The organism is Streptomyces sp. CNS606, from assembly GCF_000426325.1.
Genome location: NZ_AUFD01000010.1, coordinates 1 through 22,680 on the forward strand (window position 1 = coordinate 1; position 22,680 = coordinate 22,680).

18 protein-coding genes and 1 pseudogene are annotated in these 22,680 nt (G+C 72.1%); 6 read left to right on the forward strand and 13 right to left on the reverse strand.

Translation table 11 applies throughout. The annotated features are described in order from the left end of the window. Both K304_RS0107550 and K304_RS32015 read left to right on the forward strand, forming a co-directional pair. On the forward strand, positions 1 to 674 hold a 674-nt coding region (locus tag K304_RS0107550; protein WP_027763247.1), incomplete at its 5' end, for an IS110 family transposase. 1,514 nt (positions 675 to 2,188) lie between these two features. Beyond that, positions 2,189 to 2,946 (forward strand): annotated as a pseudogene (locus tag K304_RS32015) (IS5 family transposase); the annotation flags it as partial. 259 nt (positions 2,947 to 3,205) lie between these two features. Here K304_RS32015 and K304_RS27875 read toward each other — a convergent pair. From K304_RS27875 to K304_RS0107590, 5 genes are all read right to left on the reverse strand, one after another. Beyond that, positions 3,206 to 3,454, reverse strand: a complete 249-nt coding sequence (locus tag K304_RS27875) for a phosphoribosyltransferase (protein WP_037789548.1) — start codon at positions 3,452 to 3,454, stop codon at positions 3,206 to 3,208. Positions 3,455 to 3,562: 108 nt separating this feature from the next. Next, positions 3,563 to 4,729: a hypothetical protein gene (locus K304_RS27880; RefSeq protein ID WP_051308076.1), complete on the reverse strand. Its 1,167-nt coding sequence runs from the start codon at positions 4,727 to 4,729 to the stop codon at positions 3,563 to 3,565. A 15-nt stretch (positions 4,730 to 4,744) separates the two neighbouring features. Next, positions 4,745 to 5,683: an N-acetylneuraminate synthase family protein gene (locus K304_RS0107580; RefSeq protein WP_027763250.1), complete on the reverse strand. Its 939-nt coding sequence runs from the start codon at positions 5,681 to 5,683 to the stop codon at positions 4,745 to 4,747. Positions 5,684 to 5,711: 28 nt separating this feature from the next. Beyond that, entirely contained in the window at positions 5,712 to 6,974 is a 1,263-nt protein-coding gene (locus K304_RS0107585; protein WP_027763251.1) for an acylneuraminate cytidylyltransferase, read from the reverse strand. Positions 6,975 to 7,036: 62 nt separating this feature from the next. Continuing rightward, on the reverse strand, positions 7,037 to 8,422 hold the full coding sequence (locus K304_RS0107590; protein WP_051308136.1) for a DUF6716 putative glycosyltransferase: 1,386 nt from the start codon (positions 8,420 to 8,422) through the stop codon (positions 7,037 to 7,039). Between the two features lie 199 nt (positions 8,423 to 8,621). Here K304_RS0107590 and K304_RS0107595 point away from each other — a divergent pair, with 199 nt between their 5' ends. Beyond that, positions 8,622 to 9,602: a glycosyltransferase family 2 protein gene (locus K304_RS0107595; RefSeq protein ID WP_027763253.1), complete on the forward strand. Its 981-nt coding sequence runs from the start codon at positions 8,622 to 8,624 to the stop codon at positions 9,600 to 9,602. After that, positions 9,599 to 10,957 (forward strand): polysialyltransferase family glycosyltransferase, encoded by a 1,359-nt coding sequence (locus K304_RS0107600; RefSeq protein WP_027763254.1) that lies wholly within the window; start codon positions 9,599 to 9,601, stop codon positions 10,955 to 10,957. The genes K304_RS0107595 and K304_RS0107600 overlap by 4 nt, the downstream gene beginning before the upstream one ends. A gap of 145 nt (positions 10,958 to 11,102) precedes the next feature. Here the strand turns inward: K304_RS0107600 and K304_RS0107605 are convergent, their stop codons facing one another. After that, a complete protein-coding gene (locus tag K304_RS0107605) occupies positions 11,103 to 11,633 on the reverse strand; it encodes a gluconokinase (protein WP_027763255.1) in 531 nt (176 codons plus the stop codon). Positions 11,634 to 11,753: 120 nt separating this feature from the next. Here K304_RS0107605 and K304_RS0107610 point away from each other — a divergent pair, with 120 nt between their 5' ends. Then, the gene (locus tag K304_RS0107610; RefSeq protein ID WP_027763256.1) at positions 11,754 to 12,455 is read left to right on the forward strand and encodes an FCD domain-containing protein; all 702 of its coding nucleotides are present in this window, start codon (positions 11,754 to 11,756) and stop codon (positions 12,453 to 12,455) included. A 101-nt stretch (positions 12,456 to 12,556) separates the two neighbouring features. Here K304_RS0107610 and K304_RS0107615 read toward each other — a convergent pair whose 3' ends face one another. The 7 genes from K304_RS0107615 to K304_RS0107645 form a co-directional block, all read right to left on the reverse strand. Next, positions 12,557 to 14,044 (reverse strand): GntP family permease, encoded by a 1,488-nt coding sequence (locus tag K304_RS0107615; protein WP_027763257.1) that lies wholly within the window; start codon positions 14,042 to 14,044, stop codon positions 12,557 to 12,559. Between the two features lie 140 nt (positions 14,045 to 14,184). After that, positions 14,185 to 15,216, reverse strand: a complete 1,032-nt coding sequence (locus K304_RS27885) for a hypothetical protein (protein WP_051308078.1) — start codon at positions 15,214 to 15,216, stop codon at positions 14,185 to 14,187. 514 nt (positions 15,217 to 15,730) lie between these two features. Then, positions 15,731 to 17,311 carry a methylmalonyl-CoA mutase family protein gene (locus K304_RS0107625; RefSeq protein WP_027763258.1) on the reverse strand — a complete coding sequence of 527 codons (1,581 nt, stop codon included), beginning with the start codon at positions 17,309 to 17,311 and terminating at the stop codon, positions 15,731 to 15,733. 503 nt (positions 17,312 to 17,814) lie between these two features. After that, positions 17,815 to 19,008 (reverse strand): hypothetical protein, encoded by a 1,194-nt coding sequence (locus tag K304_RS27890; RefSeq protein WP_051308080.1) that lies wholly within the window; start codon positions 19,006 to 19,008, stop codon positions 17,815 to 17,817. Then, positions 19,008 to 19,727, reverse strand: a complete 720-nt coding sequence (locus K304_RS0107635) for an RNA polymerase sigma factor (RefSeq protein WP_027763259.1) — start codon at positions 19,725 to 19,727, stop codon at positions 19,008 to 19,010. Before K304_RS0107635 ends, K304_RS27890 begins: the two co-directional genes overlap by 1 nt. A gap of 443 nt (positions 19,728 to 20,170) precedes the next feature. Beyond that, positions 20,171 to 21,124, reverse strand: coding sequence for a CU044_5270 family protein (locus tag K304_RS0107640; protein WP_027763260.1), 954 nt, complete (start codon positions 21,122 to 21,124; stop codon positions 20,171 to 20,173). Then, complete coding sequence (locus tag K304_RS0107645) at positions 21,117 to 21,734, reverse strand: RNA polymerase sigma factor (RefSeq protein WP_027763261.1); 618 nt, start codon at positions 21,732 to 21,734, stop codon at positions 21,117 to 21,119. Before K304_RS0107645 ends, K304_RS0107640 begins: the two co-directional genes overlap by 8 nt. A 218-nt stretch (positions 21,735 to 21,952) precedes the next feature. Between K304_RS0107645 and K304_RS0107650 the strand changes: the two genes are divergently transcribed. Continuing rightward, positions 21,953 to 22,438, forward strand: a complete 486-nt coding sequence (locus K304_RS0107650) for a GNAT family N-acetyltransferase (protein ID WP_027763262.1) — start codon at positions 21,953 to 21,955, stop codon at positions 22,436 to 22,438. Positions 22,439 to 22,680 lie beyond the last annotated feature (242 nt).

The window sequence follows — 22,680 nt, forward strand, 5'->3', positions numbered from 1 at the left end:
TCACCTGGATCCTGGAGCGCTACGGCTCCCCACAGGCTCTGCGCAAAGCCGGCCGGAGCAAGCTCATCGAGCTCATCCGCCCCAAGGCCCCACGCATGGCCACCCGGCTCATCGACGACGTCTTCCACGCCCTGGACGAGCAGACCGTCGTCGTCCCCGGCACCGGCACCGGCACCGGCACCCTGGACGTGATCGTGCCGTCCCTGGCGAAGTCCCTCGCCGCAGTTCACGAACAACGCCGGGCGCTGGAGACGCAGATCGAGGCCCTCCTGGAGGCCCACCCTCTTCACCAGGTCCTGACCTCGATGCCCGGCGTCGGCGTCAGGACCGCCGCAGTCCTCCTGGTCACCGTCGGCGACGGCAGCAGCTTCCCCACCGCCGCCCACCTGGCCTCCTACGCCGGCCTCGCACCGGCGACCAGGTCCTCCGGGACCTCCATCCACGGCGAACACGCCCCCAGAACAGGAAACCGGCAGCTCAAACGCGCCATGTTCCTCTCCGCCTTCGCAGCCCTCCACGACCCGGCCTCCCGCACCTACTACGACCGCTGCCGAGCCCGAGGCAAAACCCACACCCAAGCCCTCCTCCGCCTCGCACGCCACCGCATCAGCGTCCTGTTCGCCATGCTCCGAGACGGCACCTTCCACCAACCCCGCACCCCCGCCAACACTTGACGAAAGACATAGAGACACCCCCCGGCGTGTTGGACCGCGGAACATGTCGACGTTCATCATCTGTTTATCGCCCTGTGTGATCGTGATTGTCGAACGCCAGGGAAGCGACCTTCCACGAAGCGATCACAGGAGATTGAATGAGAGTCCCGAGACGCGCAGTTGCGGCCACCGCCAAGATGGCCGCGACACTCAGTGCAGCCTTCGGCCTCGCAGTGAGCCTATCCAGCCCAGCTGCGGCGCACTACGTGTACTTTGAGGAGTACGTGTGGGCGAATGCCGACTCTTCGCGTTGCCTGATGAACTACTCTGAGACCTCACACGGTTCGACGGGTGGCGGCTACTTCAAGGGGGAAGCTCGATCGCAGTATGACCCCGACATCAGCCCGCTCGACTGCAACTTCGAGTAGGAGCGCAACACCGGACTGCTCGGCGAGGGCATGGTCGTCCACACCTGGGTCGTCGACGAATGGGTCGTCTGCTTCCGAACAGACAAGTGGTACTACAACAGCGAGCCCGCAGCCACCTTCCGGTTGACTGGGACGGCACCTGAAGGGGGGCTCTGCGGTCCGGGGTACTACGGCCTCACGAACTTCTCCGCCATGCGGGACAGCGGTGTATGGCATGGCTCCAACGCTCCCATCTGGTCAGGCTCCCACTACCTACCCGCGGAGTCCCTGACCACGCAGCCCCAGGGGGCTGCGCCTCCGATGCCTGACTGGGCAAAGCCTGGAGGTGAGAAGCCAGACACGGTCAAAGTCGCTGACCGGAACGGTGACCTGGTCCGCACGGAGGATGGCAAGCCCTTCGAGATTGACTTCGACATGCCTGCCCCCACAGGAGGGAACGGAGCGAAGACAGGTACGACACGCGCCACGACGACAGACGACGATGGCAGCGTGACGGAAACAGTGGTCGTCGAGTTCGTACGGCCCGTACCGTAGCTCCACCGTCTGTCGATCAGGAGGGGCAAAACGATGCGTGCAGTGCAATGGATCTGCGCTATAATTGCGGGCACTATTTTGGGCTACGTGGTGGCGATATCTCTCATAATCGACCCACAGGTCCTAGTGTCAGTGCTCAAGTCGCACGGATTGACGCCGTTCATGGTGGCAATCGTCGCTTTCGGGCTCGCCGCGTTGGTTGTCGGGATCCGGCGCCGGAAGCCGGACCGTCACTGAGTTCAAAACTAGCCACTGCGGCGATTAGTTGATCCATCATTGCAGCGCGTCGCCGAATCCCCCCTCCACCAGTCAGCCGCACCTCGATCTCTGGCGACAGGGATCTTAGGATGCACTTTCGGACTGGCCTTGGTCGACTCGTACCCGTACCTGAATCTGCTGTGGGGGCATCAACTCGGTGCCCCCACAGCAGCGTTTTTTGGGTGGAGCGGGACCTCAGCGTCACGGAGTCTTTGCCAACTTGTCCTGTGGGTCGGGTGGTTGGGCTGACAGATGGGTGAGGCCCCTGGTAGACGGGTTCACGACCAAGATTCCCTCGCCCACCAGAGGCTTCGTGTGCTCGTCTACCCGTGCGGGCTGGACGTGTCCAGCCGATCCCTGCGTTTCCTCGCCGCTCGCCTGCGTGAACACCGCCGCCGGATCGGCAACCGCTGGCGCCGGCTCTCGGCTTGTCGTCACGCCCTCCTGGCCTTTGGCGCACCTGCGGAACGGGACGACGTACGCCCAGCTCGCGGCAGGTTTCCAGATCGGAACGAGTACCGCCTGCCGCTACATCCGCGAAGCCGTCGATCTGCTGGCCAAGCTGGCACCGACTCTCACAGAGGCGACGAAAACCGCCTCCACCAAGGCGTTCGTGATCCTGGACGGCACGCTGCTGCCGATCGACAGGATCGCCGCCGACCGGCCCTTCTACTCCGGGAAACACAAGAAGCACGGCATGAACGTGCAGGTCATCATCGATCCCGCGGGGCGGCTGCTATGGGCCTCGCCCGCTGCCCGGAGCCGTGCACGACATCAAGGCCGCGCGAACCCATGGCATCATCGATGCCCTGGACGAAGCCGGCGTGGAGTTCTGGGCAGACAGGGCATACCGGGGCTCGGGCAGCACCATCCGGGTGCCCTACTGGGGGCGCCGGGAGGCGCTGTCCGCAGGTCAGAAGGCCATCAACCACTCGCACGCGAAGATCCGCGCCCTCGTCGAGCAGGCCATAGCCACCCTCAAGACCTGGCGCCTCCTGCGCAAGCTCCGATGCTCAACCACCCGCATCACCAGCCTCGTTCAGGCCGTCCTCACCCTGCACTTGACCCGCTCAACTGAGGTTGGCAAACGCTTAGTCTGCCCCCGGCACCCGCGGGGATGGCCTCATCACCGAGAAGATGCGCGACTCCTTAGAAGACTGCTCCCCGCACGCGTGGGGTTGGTCCCGGCGGAGGCGGCGCCAAGGCCGCGCAGACGATCTGCTCTGCGCTCCCGCGGGTATGGGACCATTCTGGTCCGGGCCCAGGTTGGCGGCGAAAGCGTGCGGCTTGCGGAGAGCAGGATGGGGATGCAACCCCACCGGAACAGGTGCGCTACGGGGTGTCCCAAGCGAAGCGACCTAAGACTAATCCCTGCACGTCAGCGGCGCCCTGTTTGCGCAACTGCGAGGCGACGTAGTTGAGCTGAAACCCGGTGGTGCACACGTCATCGACGAGGAGAATCCGCTGGTCTCTGACGTCGTGGCGGCGGCTGACGCCAATGGCCTGTGCATGCTCCCAGGCTGCCTGTTCCTTCCCCGCCGCGTTTTGATCCTTCGAAGCTGTGGTGGACGTCGTCTTCACCAGTCGAAGCTGACGTTCTGCCTGATCAATGGCCCGAACCGAGTCAGGGGACGTGCCTGGCGCACGCATCGGGGTTCGCTTGGACTCCTCGCGCTGTCTCCCCCGCGCTCACGGGCCGGTGGGGAGGCGGGGGGTGGGGGCGGTGGTGGTGATGGTGGTGAGGAACGTGTGGGCGCGGGGGGAGGCGCCGGGGGTGAGCCAGGCGGGGTCGATGTCGCAGGTGGTGACGCGAACGTCGGTGCCGGCGAGGGCGAGGGGGAGAGTGTGGACGACGGTGGAGGGGAAACTGAGGACGGTACGGCCGACGGGGCCGCGGCGGGCGACGAGTTCGAGGGGGAGGTCGGGGCGGACGATCTCCAGACCGGTCTCGGCGGTGACGCGGTGCAGCTTGTCGGCGCTCTCGCGGCGGTGGGCGAAGTAGCGGGTGGCGCCGTGGGCGCGGGCGAGGTAGCGGACGGCGGCGAGGTAGCGGTCGAGGTCGACGACGCCGGTCTCGACGAGTGAGGTGCCGATCAGGTCGGTGCCCCGGGTGAGGCGGGGCGGACCGAAGCGGGCGCGGGTCCAGGCGAAGTCGTGCGGCAGGACCGTGATGCCGAGGGTGGCCGCGGCGTCGGAGACGGGCATGGCGGTGAAGAGGTCCACGCGGCGGGCGGCGGACGGCACCAGGCGGGTGCGGGCGCGCCGGGAGACCGGGGCGAAGAGGGTGGCCGCGGGGCTACCGCGTCCGGTGCGGTGCCAGCGGGTGAGGCGGTCGCCGCGGGCGAGCTGGGCGACGAACTCCATGGTGGCGGTGCCGTCGTCGACCACGACGATGCGCGGCGCGGTGGTGAGCGCGAGCAGGAGCTGCACGTAGCGGGAGAAGGGGTCGCCGAGCACGACGCGGGAGGCGCGGCGCAGCGGGCGGGAGAGGGCGGCGACGGTCTTGAGCGGGCCGGTGCCGCCGCGGGCCTCGGTCCAGTCCACCCGGTGGCCCTCGTCGCGGGCGAGTTCGGCCATGCGGCGGAGCTGGCCGCGGGTCATGGGGTCGTGGGGCGGGAGGACGACGATGCGGAGCGGTTCGGGGCCTGCGGCAGCCGTACGGGAGGAGGCGTGGGGAGGGGAGGCGTGGGGGCCGTGCGTTCGGGAGGCGTGGGCGTGGGCCCATTCGAGGACGTTGAGGAGCTGGACCGGGCTCTCGACGAAGGCGAGGGTGCCGTCGGTCCGGGGGGCGGGCCCCCCGGCCGGCCCGACGGCGTGCGCCGGGTCCGGCTCGGGGGGTTCGGTGCGTTCTCTCACGGCGGGAGGGGCCGTTCAGACGGAGGCGGGCTCGCGGTCCGCGTTCTGCTCCTCGGTCTCGGCGACGACGCCCTTGACGCGGCGGAGCTTCTTCATCGGGGCGAGTTCGCTGTCGTAGACCTTCTTGACGCCGTCGCCGAGGGAGTCCTCGATGGTGCGGATGTCGCGCACCAGGCGCTGGAGGCCGCCGGGTTCGACGGAGGCGGCCTGGTCGCTGCCCCACATGGCGCGGTCGAGGGTGATGTGCCGTTCGACGAAGTCGGCGCCGAGGGCGACGGCGGCGAGGGTGGTCTGGAGGCCGGTCTCGTGGCCGCTGTAGCCGATGGGGACGTTGGGGAACTCGGCCTGCAGGGTGTGGATCATCCGCAGGTTGAGCTCGTCGGCCTTGGCCGGGTAGGTGGAGGTGGCGTGGCAGAGCACGATGTTGTCGCTGCCGAGCACCTCGACGGCGTGCCGGATCTGCTTCGGGGTGGACATGCCGGTGGAGAGGATGACGGTGCGGCCGGTGGCGCGCAGGGCGCGCAGCAACTCGTCGTCGGTGAGGGAGGCGGACGCCACCTTGTGGGCGGGGACGTCGAACTTCTCGAGGAAGGCGACGGCCTCGGTGTCCCACGGGGAGGCGAACCAGTGGATGCCGCGCTGGGTGCAGTACGCGTCGATGGCGCGGTAGCCGTCCTCGTCGAACTCGACGCGGTGCCGGTAGTCGATGTACGTCATCCGGCCCCACGGGGTGTCGCGCTCGATGTCCCACTGGTCGCGCGGGGTGCAGATCTCCGGGGTGCGCTTCTGGAACTTCACCGCGTCGCAGCCGGCTTCGACGGCGGCGTCGATGAGGGCGAAGGCGTTCTCGAGGTCGCCGTTGTGGTTGATCCCGATCTCGCCGGTGACGTAGACGGGGCGGCCCGGGCCGACGGTCTTGTCGCCGAGGGTCCGGAGGCGGTTCTGCGAAGTCATGGCAGAGGTCTTTCTGTTGAGGAGGGGATCAGGTGTTCAGGGAGGGGCCGAGGATCCACGAGGCGATCTCGCGGATCGCGCCCGCGCCTCCCGGCGCGGTGGTGACCGCCCGGGCGGCACCGCGTACGACGTCGTGGGCGCTGCCGACCGCGACGGGCCAGCCGACGAGGCCGAAGCAGCCCAGGTCGTTGACGTCGTTTCCGACGTAGAGCACGCGCTCCGGCGCGACGCCCTGTTCCTCGCACCACTGCTTGAGGGCGAGGTCCTTCCGGTCGATGCCGTGCAGCACGGGGACCCGCAGCTTGCGGGCGCGTGCGGCGACGACCGGGTTCTCCTCCGTGGACAGGATGAGGAGCTTCAGCGCGTCGCGGCGGAGCGCGGCGATGCCGAGGCCGTCGCCGCGGTGCACGGCGACGAACTCCCGTCCGTCGGAGTCGACGAGCACCCTGTCGTCGGTCTGGGTGCCGTCGAAGTCCAGTACGACCGCGTCGACGTCGTCGCGACGCGGTACGGCTTGCGCGGTGGGGGCCGACGTGCCCGTCGCGGCCGACGTCTCGCCGTCGAGGAGCGGGGCGAGGGCGCGGGCGCGGGCGAGGTCGTGCGGGTCGTCGATCTCCAGCACGCGGGCCGGGTCGGTGTGCACGAGTGCGGTGCGGCCGAAGAAACGGTGGCCGGCCTTGCGGAAGCCGGCCACGTCCATGGCGTAGGCGGCGCCGGTCTCCAGGTGGTCCTGGGGGCGGTCCTGGCGCCGGGGGCGGTGCGCCGTGTCGTGGTTGACGCCGTGGCCGCCGGCCGCCGCCGCGTCGTCGGCAGTGGTCTCGCGCCAGACGAAGCCGTGGAAGGCGGCGACGGTGAGGGCGCTGTCGGCGCCGTGCTCGGTGACGGCGGCGGCGACGCCGTGGACGTCGTCGGCGGTGACGAAGGGGCTGGTGCACTGGACGAGGAGCACGACGTCGACGGCGCGGCCGTGGCGGGCTTCGTGGGTGTCCAGGGCGTGCAGGACGGCGGCTTCGCTGGTGGCGAGGTCGCCGGCGAGGTCGGCGGGGCGCTCGACGATCTCGGCGCCGGCGGCGGACGCGGCGGCGGCGATGCCGGGGTCGTCGGTGGAGACGGCCACGTCGGTGACCAGCGGGGCGCCGAGGCAGGCGCGGACGGCGCGGGCGACGAGCGGCAGGCCGCCGACCTCGGCGAGGTTCTTCGCGGGCACGCCCTTGGAGCCGCCGCGGGCGGGGATGACGGCGAGCACGCGCGGTGCGGTGGCGGCGTCGCCGTGCGGCTGCGGTACGGCCATGGTGGTGGTTCCCTTCGCGGCCGGTGCGGCCTGGTCGTGCGGGGCGGTGGCGTGGGTGCCGGTCACAGGTCCCCCATGCGGCGGATGACGGGGGCGACGCGCTGCACGCCGTGCCGGTACGCGCCGCGGGCGGCCTCGCGGACGGCGGTGCGCAGCACGGCGCGGAGGCCGTTCGCGGCGCCGGAGGCGCCGAGGTCGGCGCCGGGGCGCGGGGAGCCGTCGGGTCGGAAGCCGTAGCGGGCGAGGATGCGCGGCAGGTAGCCGGGCGCGGTGACGGGCGTGTAGTACGGCGCGGGCAGCGGGAGTTCGGGCGCGGCGGCGAGTTCGGCCACGCGGGCGCGGGCGGCGTCGAACGCGGCGTCGTAGCCGCCGTCGGGGCGGACGCCCTGGCGGGCGGTCCACTCCGGGTCGGGCTCGGGCAGGTGGCCGGCGTCGAGTTCGTCCCAGGAGGCGAGGCAGCCGGAGCCGAGGAAGTGGTGGTTGCCGAGGGCTTCGCGGACGCCCAGGTCGGTGAGGACCGCGGTGGGGACGCGGCGGTGCAGGGACTCCAGCGCGGCCGTGGAGCTGACGGTGACGAGCAGGTCCGTACGGTCCAGCACCTCGCCCATGTGGCCGTAGACGAGGCGGCAGTTGGCGGGCAGGCCGCCGGGCACGCGGGCGGCGAGCTTCTGGTACGGCTGCTCCTCGATGTGCGTGGTGTGCTCGCCGGGCCTGCTGCGGAGCTTGATCAGGACCTCGCGTGCGGGGTGGGCGCGGGCGTGTTCGGCGGCCCGGCGCAGCAGATACGCGCGGTCGGCCCGGTTGTCGGGCACGGACGGCTGCACGGCGAAGGTGACGGTGAACGGTCGGCCTCCGGCGGGCGGGGCGGAGGCGCCCGCCGTGCCGGAGGTGGCGCCGTCGCCGCCGGGTGTGCCCGCGAGGAAGGGGAGGGCGCACTCGACGACGCCGCTCGCGTCGGCGCCGACGCCCCGGTAGACGTCGCGGAACCGTTCCGCGTCGTGGCGGGAGTTGGCCAGCACCAGGTCGGCGCCGTGGCGGAGCAGCAGGCCGTCGGCGAGCTTCTCGTAGACGATGCCGACGTATCCCGTGACCAGCACGGGCCGGCGCGCGGCCGGAGACCCGACCGGTTCGGCGGCGGCGCGCGCCAGCCCGTGCAGCATCGCCTGCACGGCTCCACCCACGCAGGCGAGGACCACCACGTCGTACGGCGCGTCCCCGCGCAGCGCGGCGCGCACGAACTGCGCGCCGGTCACCTCGCGGAGCGTGTCGGTCGCGACGCCGACCTCCGCGAGCTGGCGCGGGGTCGGGGTCGCGCGGCCGCGCAGCAGCAGTCCGTCGATCCGGGCGTCCGGGGCGAGGCGGCGCGCGGTCAGCGCGCCCCATTTCCAGCGGGTGTCCGAATCGGCGAGTACGGCGACGCGCTCGGCCGACAGCGGTCGGGAAGGAATTCGGGATGGCACGTGGACGACGCTAGGAAGCCGTTTCGATTCACGGCCCAACGCATGGCCAACACCCGGTGAACAGCGGGCCGCCGAATGGCCAACCGGCAAGCGCGGCGCCGTGGTTCACCATTCCGCCGCCCGGAGTTCACCTTCACGTACGGCGCAGGTCACGACGAATGCCGGGCGGCCGCATAGCGTCTCGAGGGTGGTTGAGCTTTCCGTCATCGTGCCGTTCTACAACGTGCAGTCGTACGCCCCGGACACTCTGAGAAGTCTGCGCGACAACGCGCGGCCGGATTACGAGTTCCTTCTGGTCGACGACTGTTCCACCGACGCTACTCCGGAGATTCTGGAACGCGCGGAAAGAGAAATTCCCGGCACGGTCCTGATCCGGCACGAGAAGAACGGCGGCCTGGCGACCGCGCGCAACACCGGCCTGGACGCGGCCACGGGCCGCTACGTCACGTTCCTGGACGGCGACGACTGGCTGGCGCCCGGCTACTACCGCGAGCTGGTCGACGCGATCAGCACGCTGGGCTGCGACTTCGTGCGGACCGACCACGTGCAGTGCACGGCGCGCGCCCGTACGCTCGCGCGCGTGCCGCACGGCCGTCGCGGCGTGGTGACCGACCCGCGCGCGGCGATACTGCCGGCCGAACGTTCCACGTCCGTCGACTACGCGTACGCCTGGGCGGGGATCTACCACCGCCGGCTGCTGGACGACGGGCTGCTGCACTTCACCGACGGGCTGCGCACGGCCGAGGACCGGCCGTGGATCTGGCGGCTGCACCGGGAGGCGGCCTCGTTCGCGGTGGTGGGGCTGCTGGGCGTCTTCTACCGGCGCGGTGTCGCCTCGTCGCTGACGCAGATCGGCGATGTGCGGCAGCTGGACTTCCTGCGCGCCTTCGACCAGGTCGTCGAGGAGACCGCGCGGGACCGGGACGCGGACGTGCTGCTGCCCAAGGCGGTGCGCACGTACTGCGCGATCATCTCCCACCACCTGACCAGCGGACGGTTCGAGCCGCACGTCGCCCGCACGCTGCGGCGGAAGAGCGCGGCCGCGCTGCGCCGGATGCCCGCCGACGTGCTGGACGCGGCGCTGGACTCGATGGACGTGCAGCGCGCGACGCGCCTGCGCAGGCTCCGGCGCAGGCCGGTCGACTCCCGGGAGGTGGCGGCCCGATGACCGCGCCGACGCGTACGCAGATCTTCTTCGTCTCGACGCTGTACGGCGCGGCGACGCTGGCCGCCGCGCTGGACGCGGGGTGCTTCGGGCCGGCGGACCGACGGCTGCTGCTGGTCAGCAACAACGCGCCGAATCCGGAGACGGCGCCGTCACCGGACCGGATGCCGGGCTTCGCGCGGTTGCGCGGCCGGTTCGACCGCGTGGTGTCGTGGAACGACGCGATCCGCCCGTTCCACCCCGGCGGCTGGACGCCCCGCCCGGACGACGCGCCGCTGTGGGAGCGGCACCTGCGCATGCTGTGGGGGCTGGGCGAGGACCAGCGGCAGGACGCCGTGGAACTCGTGCTGGAGTCGATCCAGGTGCATCCGGCGCTGGCCGTGGCGCAGCTCTTCCCGGACGCGCCGATCGACGTCTACGCCGACGGCCTGATGAGCTACGGCCCCACGCGCAACAAGCTCGACCCGCTGGTCGGTTCGCGGGTGCGGCGGCTGCTGCATCTGGATCTGGTGCCGGGGCTGCGGCCGCTGCTGCTCACGGAGTTCGGGGTGGAGCCGGAGGTCGTGCCGACGGACGCGTTCCGGTCGGTGCTGCGGGAGCTGCCGGACGACGACCCGGCCCCCGGGGAGCCGCGGGAGGGCGCCCCGGCGCTGCTGCTCGGCCAGTACCTGGCGGCGCTGGGCATCCTCACCGACGAGGAGGAGGAGCGCCTGCACGTGCGGATGCTGCGCGGCGCGGCGGGCCTCGGTCACCGCAGCGTGGTGTTCAAGCCGCACCCGGTCGCGCCGGCCCGCTACTCGCGCACGCTGGAGAAGGAGGCCGGGGAGCTGGGCGTGCAGCTGCGCGTACGGGACGAGCCGGTGCTCGCGGAGGTGCTGTACGAGCGGCTGCGTCCGGCGCTCGTCGTCGGCTGCTTCTCCACGGCGCTGCTGACGGCGGCCACCGTGTACGGACTGCCGGTGGCCCGGACGGGTACCGACGTGCTGCTCGACCGGCTGGCGCCGTACCAGAACAGCAACCGGGTGCCGGTGACGCTGGTGGACGCGCTGCTGCCGGACCTGGCCGACGCGGAGGCGGTGCGCGCCTGGCGTGCGCCGGGCCCCGGTGACGGCGAGGCGGTCGCGGCGCTGGTCCGGGCGGTGGGGTTCTGCATGCAGGCGCAGATCTACCCTGCGCTGCGGCCGGAGGCGGAGCGGTATCTGGCGACGCGGCTGGACGCGGGGACGTGGCGGTACTTCAAGCGGCGGCGGCTGACGTCGCTCGCCCTGCCGGGGGCGGTGCCGGCGCCGCTGGCGTTCCTCCCGCGGAACGCCGCGGTGCGGCGGATCGCCCGGCGCGTGCGGCGGCACCTCGGCTGACGCGCGTCGCCGGAGCGATGCACGGCGGGCGGGGCAGGGGTCCGGGGCAGGGCGGGCCCGTGCCGTGGGACGCGCCACGGCATGGGCGCGGGGCGGGAAGCGTGGCGCGGACGCCCGGCAGGATGGTGTGCCCTCGGACGGTCGCTCAGCCGGCCCCGGCCTCGGCGGCGCGCAGCGCCCGCACGGTCGCGGCGACGAGTTCCTCCGGCGTGGCCGTGACGTCGAGGCGGATGCCGTCCTCGGCCGGTTCCAGTGGTTCCAGGGCGGCGTACTGGGAGTCCAGCAGGGCGCCGGGCATGAAGTGGCCGCGACGGCCGGAGAGACGACCGGCGATCAGTGCGCGGTCGCCGTCGAGGTGGAGGAAGTAGAGGCCGTCGGCGGCGGCGCGCAGCCGGTCGCGGTAGGCGCGTTTGAGGGCCGAGCAGCTGACGACGCCCTGCAGGCCGGGGCCGTGATCGGTGCGGGTGCGCGCCCAGGCGCCGATGGCGTCGAGCCAGGGCGCGCGGTCGGCGTCGTCGAGGGGGGTTCCGGCCGACATCTTCTCGATGTTCGCCGGCGGGTGGAAGTCGTCGGCCTCGGCATACGGGACGCCGATCTCCTGGGCGAGCAGGGCGCCGACGGTGGACTTGCCGGTGCCGGACACGCCCATGACGACCACGACCCGGGGTGCGGACATCAGTACAACCTCGCTCTTCTCGGTACCGCGTACAGCCAAGCCCAAAAGTGCTACGTATTCAAGGGCATGCGGCTTAAAAGTCATACATATTTCGGAGGGGAGCACCGTAACCTGAGGGGCATGGAGAATCAGCGGCAGGGTCTGCATGCAAAGGTGTTGGCCAGCTTGGGGCCGGCCATCACCGGAGGTGACTACCCGCCCGGCAGCGTGCTGCGCACCGACGAGCTGGAGCAGCGGTTCGAGGTCTCCCGGACGGTGATGCGCGAGGCGATACGGGTCCTGGAGTCCATGCACCTGGTGCAGTCGCGCCGCAGGGTCGGCGTCACCGTACTCCCCACCGAGTCCTGGGACGTGTTCGACCCGCAGGTGATCACCTGGCGCCTCCAGGGCGCGGACCGGGGGCGGCAGCTGCGTTCGCTGACCATGCTGCGCTGTGCCGTGGAACCGGCCGCCGCGCGGCTCGCGGCGCAGTACGCGACGCCGGAGGAGTGCGCGGAGCTGACCGAGCAGGCGATGGGAATGGTCGCCACCTCCCGAGGCCAGCAGCTCGACGGGTACCTGGTGCACGACATCGCGTTCCACCGCGTGGTGCTGCGGGCGTCGCGGAACGAGATGTTCGCCCGGCTGGGCGACGTGGTGGCGGCGGTGCTGACCGGCCGGACCGAGCACGACGTGATGTTCACCGATCCGGACCCGGCGGCCGTCACGCTGCACGTGCAGGTCGCGGAGGCGGTGCGGACGCGGGATCCGGAGCGGGCGGAGCAGCTCACCACGGAGATCACCGTCGGCGCGATGGCCGAGCTGGACGTGCTGGCGCCGTAGGCGCCGCTGCGGGGTACTGCGGGGTCCCGCCGCCGAGACGGCGGGACCCGGGCCGTCCCGGGAGGGGTCGGGTCGGCCCGGGCGCCTGGCGGGCGGTGCCGTCAGAACACGGCCCACAGGCCGAGCGCGATGACGAACGCCGACAGACCGAGCGTCGTCTCCATGACCGTCCACGTCTTCAGGGTGGTCTTCTCGTCCATCCCGAAGAAGCGGCTGACCAGCCAGAAGCCGGAGTCGTTGACGTGCGAGAGCACGGTCGCGCCGGCGGCGATCGCGACGACGAGCAGGGCGATGTGGAAGTCGCCCAGGTTGGCTTCGTTCACCGCGCTCGCGATGAGGCCGCCGGTGGTGGTGAGGGCGACGGTGGCCGAGCCCTGCGCGACGCGCAGCAGCGTGGCGATGATGAACGCCTGGAGGATCAGGGAGATGCCCAGGTCCGACAGCGAGTTGCTGAGTGCGTCGCCGATGCCGCTGAGTTCCAGGACGCCGCCGAACATGCCGCCCGCGCCGGTGATCAGGATGATCGCGCAGATCGGGCCGAGCGCCTCGTCCACGATGCCGCGCACGCCGGCCATCGAGGTGCGGGGGCGCCCGAGCATGAGGATCGCGGCGAGCACGGTGATCAGCAGCGCGACCGTGGTGTTGCCGAGGAGGCCGAGGAACGCCGGGAAGCCGGTCTCCGCGTCCAGCACGTCCGCCGCGCCGAGCGTGTCGAGCACGGTGTCGAAGGAGATCAGCACGAGCGGGATGAGCAGCAGGAGCAGCACGGTGCCGAAGGCCGGCGGCCGGTGGCCGAGCGCCGGGGCGTCGGCGGTCTCGTCCTTCTCCCGGCCCTTGCCCGGGGTGGTGTCCTTGCCCTTGCCCGCGCTCTCGCCGGCTTCCGCGCGCTGTTCGGCTGTACGGCCGTGCTCGTCGCGGACCTGTCCGAAGACCACGTCGGAGACGGAGACGTAGACGCGCTTGCCGAGCCAGCGGGAGACCAGGTAGACGCCCACGTACCAGGCGACGACGGCGACCGGGATGCCGACGAGCAGGGTGACGCCGATGTCGCCGCGCAGCTGCTCGGTCGCGGCGACCGGGCCGGGGTGCGGCGGCACGATGGCGTGCATCGCGGCGAAGGCGCCGGCGGCGGGGAGCGCGTAGAACAGCAGCGAGCCGCCGAAGCGGCGCGCGACGGTGAGGATGATCGGCAGGAAGACGACCAGTCCGGCGTCGAAGAAGATCGGGAAGCCGAACAGCAGCGCGGCGACGCCCAGTGCGAGCGGCGCGCGCTTCTCCCCGAAGCGGTTGATGAGGGTGTCGGCGAGCACCTGGGCGCCGCCGGTGACCTCTAGCAGCCGTCCGAGCATCACGCCGAAGGCGACGAGGATGGCCACCGAGCCGATGGTGTCGGCGAAGCCGAACATCAGCACGTCGGGGATGTCGGCCATCGGGAAGCCGACGGCGAGGGCGGTGACGACGCTGACGCCGACGAGGGCGACGAAGGCGTGCAGCTTCACCTTCATGATGAGGAACAGCAGCAGGGCGACCGCGCCCGCCGCGATGAGCAGCAGCGTCGCCGTGCCGTAGACCGGCTCGATTGCTTCCATGACGAAACTCCGTACTTCGAACTCCCTGGCGAAGACCGGAACGGGAAGTTACGCGCTAGGTACTACTTATTCAAGGGGTCGCGAAGAAAAGTCATACGAAAGAGCTCCGGGGGCGCACCGGCCACGGCACGGGCCCGGTGTCAGTCCCACTCCCAGCGCAGCGAGTGGAAGCCGGGCGCCGCGTCCTGGACGACCATGTGCGCCCGGCCGCGGGGACTGATCCAGACCGGGCCGACGACCGGGAGCGAACCGGTGGCGGCGGTCCCTGCGCAGCGGTAGCAGCGGACCGGCACCCGGTCCGGGTGGAAGGTGACCTCCAGGGTGTAGAGGGCCGCGGGGGTGCGGAAGCCGCGCCCGCACTCGTCGGTGGCGCGCCCGCTGGTCGGGTACGCCGTGGTGTACTCGACGACCGCGGTCTCCCCCTTGGACAGCACGCGGTCGAGGAGCAGCTCGGTGACGGTGATCGGCACGTCCGGGTCGCTGCGCACCCGGCCGGGGCGGGCGTTGCGCACGTCCACCAGGTCGGGGAGCGGGCGGCCCGGCTCGTCTCCGCGGCTGATCACCACGCAGCGGTCCACGTCGTCCCGTTCCGCACGCAGCACCAGGCAGGCCGTCCAGCGGGACTCGGCGCCCCGAGCGTCGATCTCGAAGCGCTCGTGCACGGCGACGCGGGAGAGCCCGTCGTCGGTGTTGCCCACGTCGTCCAGCAGGCCGGACAGCGACTGGTACCCCTGCCACAGCCGGGTGGGGGCGAGGCTGGTGTCCGCGCGGCCCGTCCAGCGGCCCCGGGGGCGCTGCGGGCCGAGCAGGGCGACCAGGGAGTCGGTCGGGAGCGCGAGGAGTTCCTCCAGGAGCCGGACGGCCCGCCGGGACTGCGGACGCTCGGGGCGGCTGCGGCCGCGCCGCCAGTAGCTGAGGGCGGTGATGCTGACCTCGACGCCGCGGTCGGCGAGACGGCGCTGGATGCGTTCCATGCTCAGGCCGCTGGCGCGGATGGCGGTGTCCAGAGCGCTCTCGAAGGGCCCGTCACGCAGCGCGGCGTGCAGGGCGCCGTTCGGGCGGCCGGGCTGCCCCGGCCCACCCTGCTGTCCGGGGGGCTCCGTCCGGCCCGGTCGCCCCGGGTCGGGGGCACCGGGTGCCCCGGGTTGCGCGGTCTCGTCGGCGGGGAGCACTGCGTTGCCTCCATCGGACGTGAGGCGTGAGGGGGTGGCCCGCATGTTACCGCCGGGTGCGCCCGGGACCTGCGGCCCGCCTCGTCCCGTGAACAGTTTAGGGGCGGACCTCCTCGCCCACCGCGCCTCTCGCGGTGTCATGCGCCCTTCACACAGGTTCTTATTTAACAGAGTGTCCACGTCGTTGACCGAATGATCGCGCACACGTCAGGCTCCCCGGCATGGGACGCGAGCACAACCGCGCGACCGCCGGGGACGAACGGGACGGGCCGGTCGCGGATTGATGCCCGGCCGGTCAGGTGGTGAGCCGCGGCGCACGGCGGCCATCCCCACCATCACCTGACCGACCGTCACGACGGCGGCCCGAGCGGGATGTCCTGCGAGCTCCCGCTCGGGCCGCCACAGCGCCGGGGACGGCCGGAACGGATCAGGAGGGGACCGCTCCGGCCGCCCCCGCAACAGCCTCCCCCTCCCCCGCGAAGAGCCTCGCCCCTCCGGCGAGAGCATCCCGTGCTCAGAAGACGTCGCTGGGCACGTAGGCGCCCCACACCTCGCGCAGCAGGTTGCAGACCTCACCGACGGTGGCCCGCGCGCGCAACGCGTCCTTCATCGGGTACAGCACGTTGTCGCCGCCCTCGGCCGCCTTCCGCAGCCCGTCGAGCGCCGCGTCGACGGTGCCCTGGTCGCGTTCGGCGCGCAGCCTGGACAGCCGGTCCGCCTGCTGCCGCTCGATCGCCGGGTCCACGCGCAGCGGCTCGTACGGCTCCTCCTGAGCGCCGGCGAAGCGGTTGACGCCGACGACGACGCGCGCGCCGGACTCCTGCTCCTGCGCCACGGCGTACGCGCTGCGCTCGATCTGATCCTTCTGGAAGCCCTGCTCGATGGCCTCGACCGCACCGCCGCGCTGCTCGACCTGCTCCATCAGCTCCAGCGCCGCGGCCTCCACGTCGTCGGTCATCGACTCCACGACGTAGGAGCCCGCGAACGGGTCGACGGTGGCGGTCACGTCCGTCTCGTAGGCGAGCACCTGCTGGGTGCGCAGCGCCAGCCGGGCGGACTTGTCGGTGGGCAGCGCGATGGCCTCGTCGAAGGCATTGGTGTGCAGCGACTGGGTGCCGCCGAGCACCGCCGCCAGGCCCTGCACGGTGACCCGCGCGAGGTTCACCTCCGGCTGCTGCGCGGTGAGCTGCACGCCCGCGGTCTGGGTGTGGAAGCGGAGCATCAGCGACTTCGGGTTCTCCGCGCCGAACTCCTCCTTCATCACCCGCGCCCAGATCCGGCGCGCGGCGCGGAACTTGGCGACCTCCTCGAGAATCGTCGTCCGCGCGACGAAGAAGAACGACAGCCGCGGCGCGAAGTCGTCCACGTCCATCCCGGCGGCGACGGCGGTGCGCACGTACTGGACGCCGTCGGCGAGCGTGAACGCGATCTCCTGCGCGGGCGTCGCTCCGGCCTCCGCCATGTGGTAGCCGGAGATCGAGATGGTGTTCCACCGCGGGAGCTCGGCCCTGCAGTAGCGGAAGATGTCCGCGATCAGCCGGAGGCTCGGCTTCGGCGGGAAGATGTACGTGCCGCGGGCGATGTACTCCTTGAGCACGTCGTTCTGGATGGTGCCGGTCAGCCGGGCGGGATCGACGCCCTGCTCCTCCGCCACCAGCTGGTAGAGCAGCAGCAGGAGGGCGGCCGGGGCGTTGATGGTCATCGACGTGGACACCTCGCCCAGCGGGATGCCGTCGAAGAGGACGCGCATGTCGTCGACCGAGTCGATGGCCACGCCGACCTTGCCGACCTCGCCGTGGGCGATCGGCGCGTCGGAGTCGTGGCCCATCTGCGTCGGCAGGTCGAAGGCCACGGACAGACCCGTCGTGCCGTGCTCGATGAGCTGCTTGTAGCGCGCGTTCGACTCGGTCGCGGTGCCGAACCCGGCGTACTGCCGCATCGTCCACGGACGCCCCGTGTACATCGACGGGTAGACGCCTCGGGTGAAGGGGTACGCGCCGGGCTCCCCCAGCTTCTCGGCGGCGTCCCAGTCCCGCAGCGCATCCGGGCCGTACACCGTCTCGATGGGCCGGCCGGACTCTGAGTGGCGTGCCATGGACTGCCTCCGGAGGACGTCGCGCCAGAAAAGAGCGAGGACACGGACTGTAGTGGTGGCCGCGCTGACGGTGAGAAACCCAGGAGCCGGGATCTTCCTCACAGCATGCCCGCCGGACGCCGTTCGCGGCGAGCGGGCGGATGGGGGGCCGGGGCAAACAGCAGGGCGGTCGCCCGGGAGGAGATCCCGGGCGACCGCCCGAAGAGAGAGGGCGCGGGTGGGGCCGGGGGAACGTGCCCCACCCGCGCCGATGCGCGATCCCGGAGGTACGGGGGGAACCTCGGGGTGACGCGCCGCCGATGACCAGTCGGCTCACTCCATACTGCGCCGCGCCCCGGAAAAGTGTCACACCCCCTCGCCGGGGGCGCGAAAGCGCACGTCGATGCATGTCCGAGGAGTCCCGCACCGGCGCACGAGCGGGCGCGTGGACGGCGCGCACGCGGGGGTGTCGGGGGGCCGACCGCGACGGTCGTGGAGTCGTGAGGCCGAGGGGCGAGTGGCCGCTACGAAGCCGCCGAGGGCGTGGGGACGGCCGGAGGCGTGGGGTCGAGCGAAGGGCCGGGCGTGGGCGAGCCGGCGCCACCGGTGACCTCACCACCGCCGTCGCCGCCGCCGTCACCGCCGTCGCCGCCGCCGTCACCGCCGTCGCCGCCGCCGTCACCGCCGTCGCCGCCTTCGCCGCCGTCACCGCCTTCGCCGCCGGTGCCCCCGATGTCTCCGGGGCCTCCCGTGCCGGGCGTGCCACCGCTGCCGGGCTCACCCTCGCCGCCATCGGTGCCGTCGCCCCCCTCGCCGCCGTCGGTGCCGCCGTCGCCGACACCTCCCACGACCCCGTCGCCGCCTTCGCCGACGACGCCGTCGTCCGTCGCTCCCCCGCCGAGGCTGTCGCACAGGGCGCGCACCTGGTGGGCGCCGCCCGCCGCCTCCTCCAGCGTCCGCCGGTCGTCGGCGTCGAGGGCTCCCCGCTCGTAGAGGTCGCACAGGGCCAGCGCGATCGTCTTCCTCTCCGCGCCGGTGAGTTCACCGTCCCCGAACATCCCGTCCAGGTCGGTGGGGCCTCCGGTGGCGGACGGGCCGCCGTCGCCGCCCCGGCCGCCGGTTCCGGCCGGACTACTCGGCGAGGCGTCGCCGGACGGCCCGGGGCCGGGGCTCCGCGAACCGTGGCCGCCGGTGGCACCGCCGTGGCCCTCTCCGGCGGTCCCGCTGGGCGAGGTGCTCACCGAAGGTGACGGCGAGCCGCCGCCCCCCGCGCCGAACGGCGTGGGCAGGACGCCCGTACCCGCCGCGACGGCAACTCCGCCGAGCGCGCAGGCGGCGAGCGCGGCGGCGAGTCCGGCACTGACCGGGCGCCCGGTCAAAGCGGACAGGAAGGTACGCACCCTGCCGCCGCGTCCAGCGGCGCTTCCGCCGACCGAGCCGCTGCGCAGCACACCGGTCTGGGCGGCGCGGAACGCCGCCACGGCGGCGTCCTCGCCGCTCAGCGACTCACCGAGCGCCGTGCGGGCGGCTGCTCCGGCCGACTCTGCACGCAGTGCCCGGAGGGCGTCGGCGAGTTCGGCCGCGGTGGTCTCACCGGTCTCAGCGCGCGCTTCGCCCGCCGCCGAACCGGGCGTGCCGTCGCGCCCGTCGGCCGGCAGACCGCGCAGCAGTCGCTCCGCAGCCTCCTCGTCCAGCCACTGGTACCGGTCGTCGGGCATCACGTTTCCCTCAGCGTTCGCGCGGCCTCGGGCGTCACACCGCGTGCCGTCTCGCGCTCCGGCGGACGGCGGGGAGCAGGTGGTACGCCTCGCCCGTTCGGCTCATCCCCGGCACCGCCCGGGCCGCCCTCGTCTCCGGGCCCGCCGCCGGGCGACGCGCCGTTCATACCGTCGGCCTCCAGGAGTTCGGCGAGCCGGCGCAGCCCGCGGTGGGCGGCGGTGCGCACGGCTCCCGGACGCTTGCCGAGCACCTCCGCGGCGCTCTTGGCGTCCAGACCCATCACCACGCGTAGAACCACCGCCTCGGCCTGGTCACGCGGCAGGCGGGAGATGATCCGCATGGTGTGTCCGGTGCCCAGCGACTCCATCGCCTCGTCGGCGGTGTCGGCGCCCCCGGCCATCGCGACGAGTTCGCTCTCGTCGCCGCCGACGGCCGGGCGCCGGCCGCGCATCCGGATGTGGTCGAGTGCCCGGTTGCGGGCGATCCGTGCCGTCCAGCCCCGGAATCGGTCGGCATCGCCGGAGAAGTTACCGATGTCACGGGCGATTTGCAGCCACGCCTCCGAAGCGATGTCCTCGGCGTCGGCGTCCGGAACCAGCGTGCGCACGTACCCGAGCAGGCGTGGCTGGACTGCCCGGTACACCGTGCGGAAGGCGCATTCGTCGCCCTCCTGCGCCGCGCGCACCGCAGCCGTCAGCTCTGCGTCGTCCCCCTGCACGCCCTAAGTCCTCGTCCACTCCGCGACGTCGCGATGCATCTGCTCGACACCCCTGGCCGGGCGCCGTCGTACCGGTTCTCACGCACTCCGCACCGACCTGGGCCGACGCGATGGATGCACGCTACGGCCAAGTCAGTGCCCGCGTCCATGCCGGACCCGGGAGTAGTCCGCAGGAGTGAGCGGACGAGTCGGGCGTAACACATTCCGGCGGGGCGGCGCTGAGTGGAGTGCGGGCCGCTGCTGGTAGGTGCGTCCGTGAACACGACGACGGCCGGGGTCTCTCCTGTGGGGGGTGGCGACCCCGGCCGTCTTCACGTTTCTCACCCACTGAACAGGCGTCATGGCAGGCGGCGGTCGTCTGCGTGACCCACCACATGACCGATGGGCTGCGCGGGCCGTCGGTGACCTTGCTGTGCCGACCGGCGCCACCACCCTGCACCACGTCAGGGGCGCTGCCGCAAGCGGTCGACGAACGCCCACTCCACCGTGTGCGACAGCTGGATGTACCTCCTGCCGGCGGCCGTGGACCCTTCATCGCGGAAGCCCAGGAATTCATAGGTCTCCGCATCGAAGATGAGGTAGCTGCCCTTCTGAGCCCCCTCCCCGGTGTAGGCGATCCCCACTCCGGCGCGCCCGGCAGAGTCCTTCACGTCCGGAATCGCCTTGACCCCGGGCACCAGTGCCAGTGCCTCATACGCGGCGGGACGCATCCCGGGGGGCAGCACCGGACTCTTCAGGAGCGCGCCGAGCATGAAGTAGGCACGGAACCAGTCGAAGCCGGAGAGGTCGTCCATGGACCGAGAGTGCGTGAGGACGGGAATGAGCTTCTCCGGATCGGTCGGGAGCTTCTTGAGCTTGCTCCACTCCTGGGGAGGCCACACGGACTCGCCCTTCCGCAGGGGCTCCTCCCAGATCACGTTGCCGCGCTCCATGGTCAGGGAGCGCTTGGAGCCGTCCACGGAGGACCAGTTCACGTCCACGAAGGTCGTGACCTTACCGGTCCTCCGGTCCGTCTCCTTGATGATCCGCTTCGAGTAGATGAACTGGTCGTCGCGCGGCGCCACGGGCGTCTCCTGATCGCCCGCGTACGCCGCCGCCTCGTTCAGTACCGTCACGGCGGCTGCGTTCCGCATCTTCGGAGCGCTCGTGCCCGCGCGGCCCGGGCCTTCGCTTTCGGTCATCATCAGCACCGCCGCCCCGGTGATCGTCATGGCGACCACCCCGGCCGTCGCGACGCGCAGCGCGCGGCGGCGGCTGGGACCGGTGTCGGTGTCGGGGTGCCGCTCCGCGCGCGCGATCGTGTTGAGCAGTCGGTGCCGGGCCCGGGCCCGGGCCGGTTCGGTGAGCGGGGGCGCGTCGGCGTCCCACTCCCGCAGGAGTTCGAGTTCGTCAGTCATGGCCGGATTCCTCTCGCAGTGTCGTCGGATCGGATCCGCCCAACGCTTCGCGTAGCTTGCTGCGAGCCCGGTGCAGCCGTGATCTGACCGTGCCGATGGGGACGCCGAGGGCCTGGGCCACCTCCTCGTAACCGAGACCGCCCCACGCCACCAGCAAGAGCACGTCCCGGTGCCGCGCGGGCAGTCCGGACAGTGCCGCCGCCAGCTCGCGGCGTACGGCATGTGCGCCCGCCCGGGCCGCAGCCCGGTCGGCCAGCGGCTCCTCGTGGTCGGCAGGAGCCGGAATGCGGGCCAGGGCCTTGAACCGGCGGGCCTCGGCCCGCCGGTGCCGTGCGACCAGATTGGTCGCGATGCCGAACAGCCACGGCCGGGCGCCGTCGCCCTGGGCCCGCGCGGGGTCGTACCGGTGTCGCTGCTGGAAAGCAGTGGTGAAGGTCTCCGCCATGAGGTCGTCGGCCGGCTCACCGCCGAGCCTACGGGCCAGATAACGGTGCACCGCATCCGCATGCCGGTCGAAGAGCACGGCGAACGCCTCGGACTCGTCCCGGGACCGCGCAATCACCGAGGCATCGCTCTCCGCCCCCGTGCGGACGCCTGGCTCGACGGTCATCGGGGCTCCTCTCGTTCTGGGGAACGCTTCGAAGGGCTTGGGCTTTCCTCTGTCCTTCGCCCGTCGCGCCCGGCGAGTTCCCTCGGGCCCCGGCCTGAGGCACCTCGTGCCGCGACCCCGGCCGTCCTCACGTCTGCGGGTCGGGTTCCGTCAGGGGGAAGAAACGGCCGGCTCCCGTCCGCCCCGGTGAGTGCGGAGGGGCATGGGATGCTGCCGGGATGAGTGAGGCGTTGCACGAGGAGGGACGGGCGGGCGTCCGCGCCGGTGGCGGTGCCGGGTACGAGATCTCGACCGACCCGGACCGGCTGGACCTGGACAGGATGCACCGCTGGCTGTCCACCGACGCGTACTGGGCCCTGGGCCGACCGCGCGACACGCTCGAACGCGCCGTCGCGGGGTCCGTCAACTTCGGCGCCTACGCCACCGGTTCCGCTTCCGGCGACGCCCCGGGGCAGATCGGCTACGCCCGCCTGATCACCGACGGCGCGACGTTCGCCTGGCTCTGCGACGTCTACGTGGACCGCGCCGCGCGCGGGCGGGGCGTCGGTTCGGCGCTGGTGGCCGCCGTCCGGGCGCACCTGGAACCGTACGGGCTGCGCCGCATCGCGCTGGTGACGGCCGACGCCCACGAGGTGTACGCCCGGCACGGGTTCCGGCAGCTGGCCGACCCGGGCATGTGGATGGCGTGGGAGGCTCCGGCCTGAGCGCGGGGCGGCGACCCGCGATCGCCCCCGCCGCGCACGGAGTCGCGTCCGGCCGGAGCGCCCCACCCCCGTGAGGGCGCTCCCGCCGGTCCCCGTACCGCACGACGGCGGGCAGCGGCCACGCGGTGGCCGCGACGGAGGGAGACCGCGCCGTTCGTCGGCACGTCGGCTCCTCCTCCGACACCGCTCAGTGAACAGCACGGCACTGACATCGGCTCACCTCGGCCGGTTCGGAGGCGGGC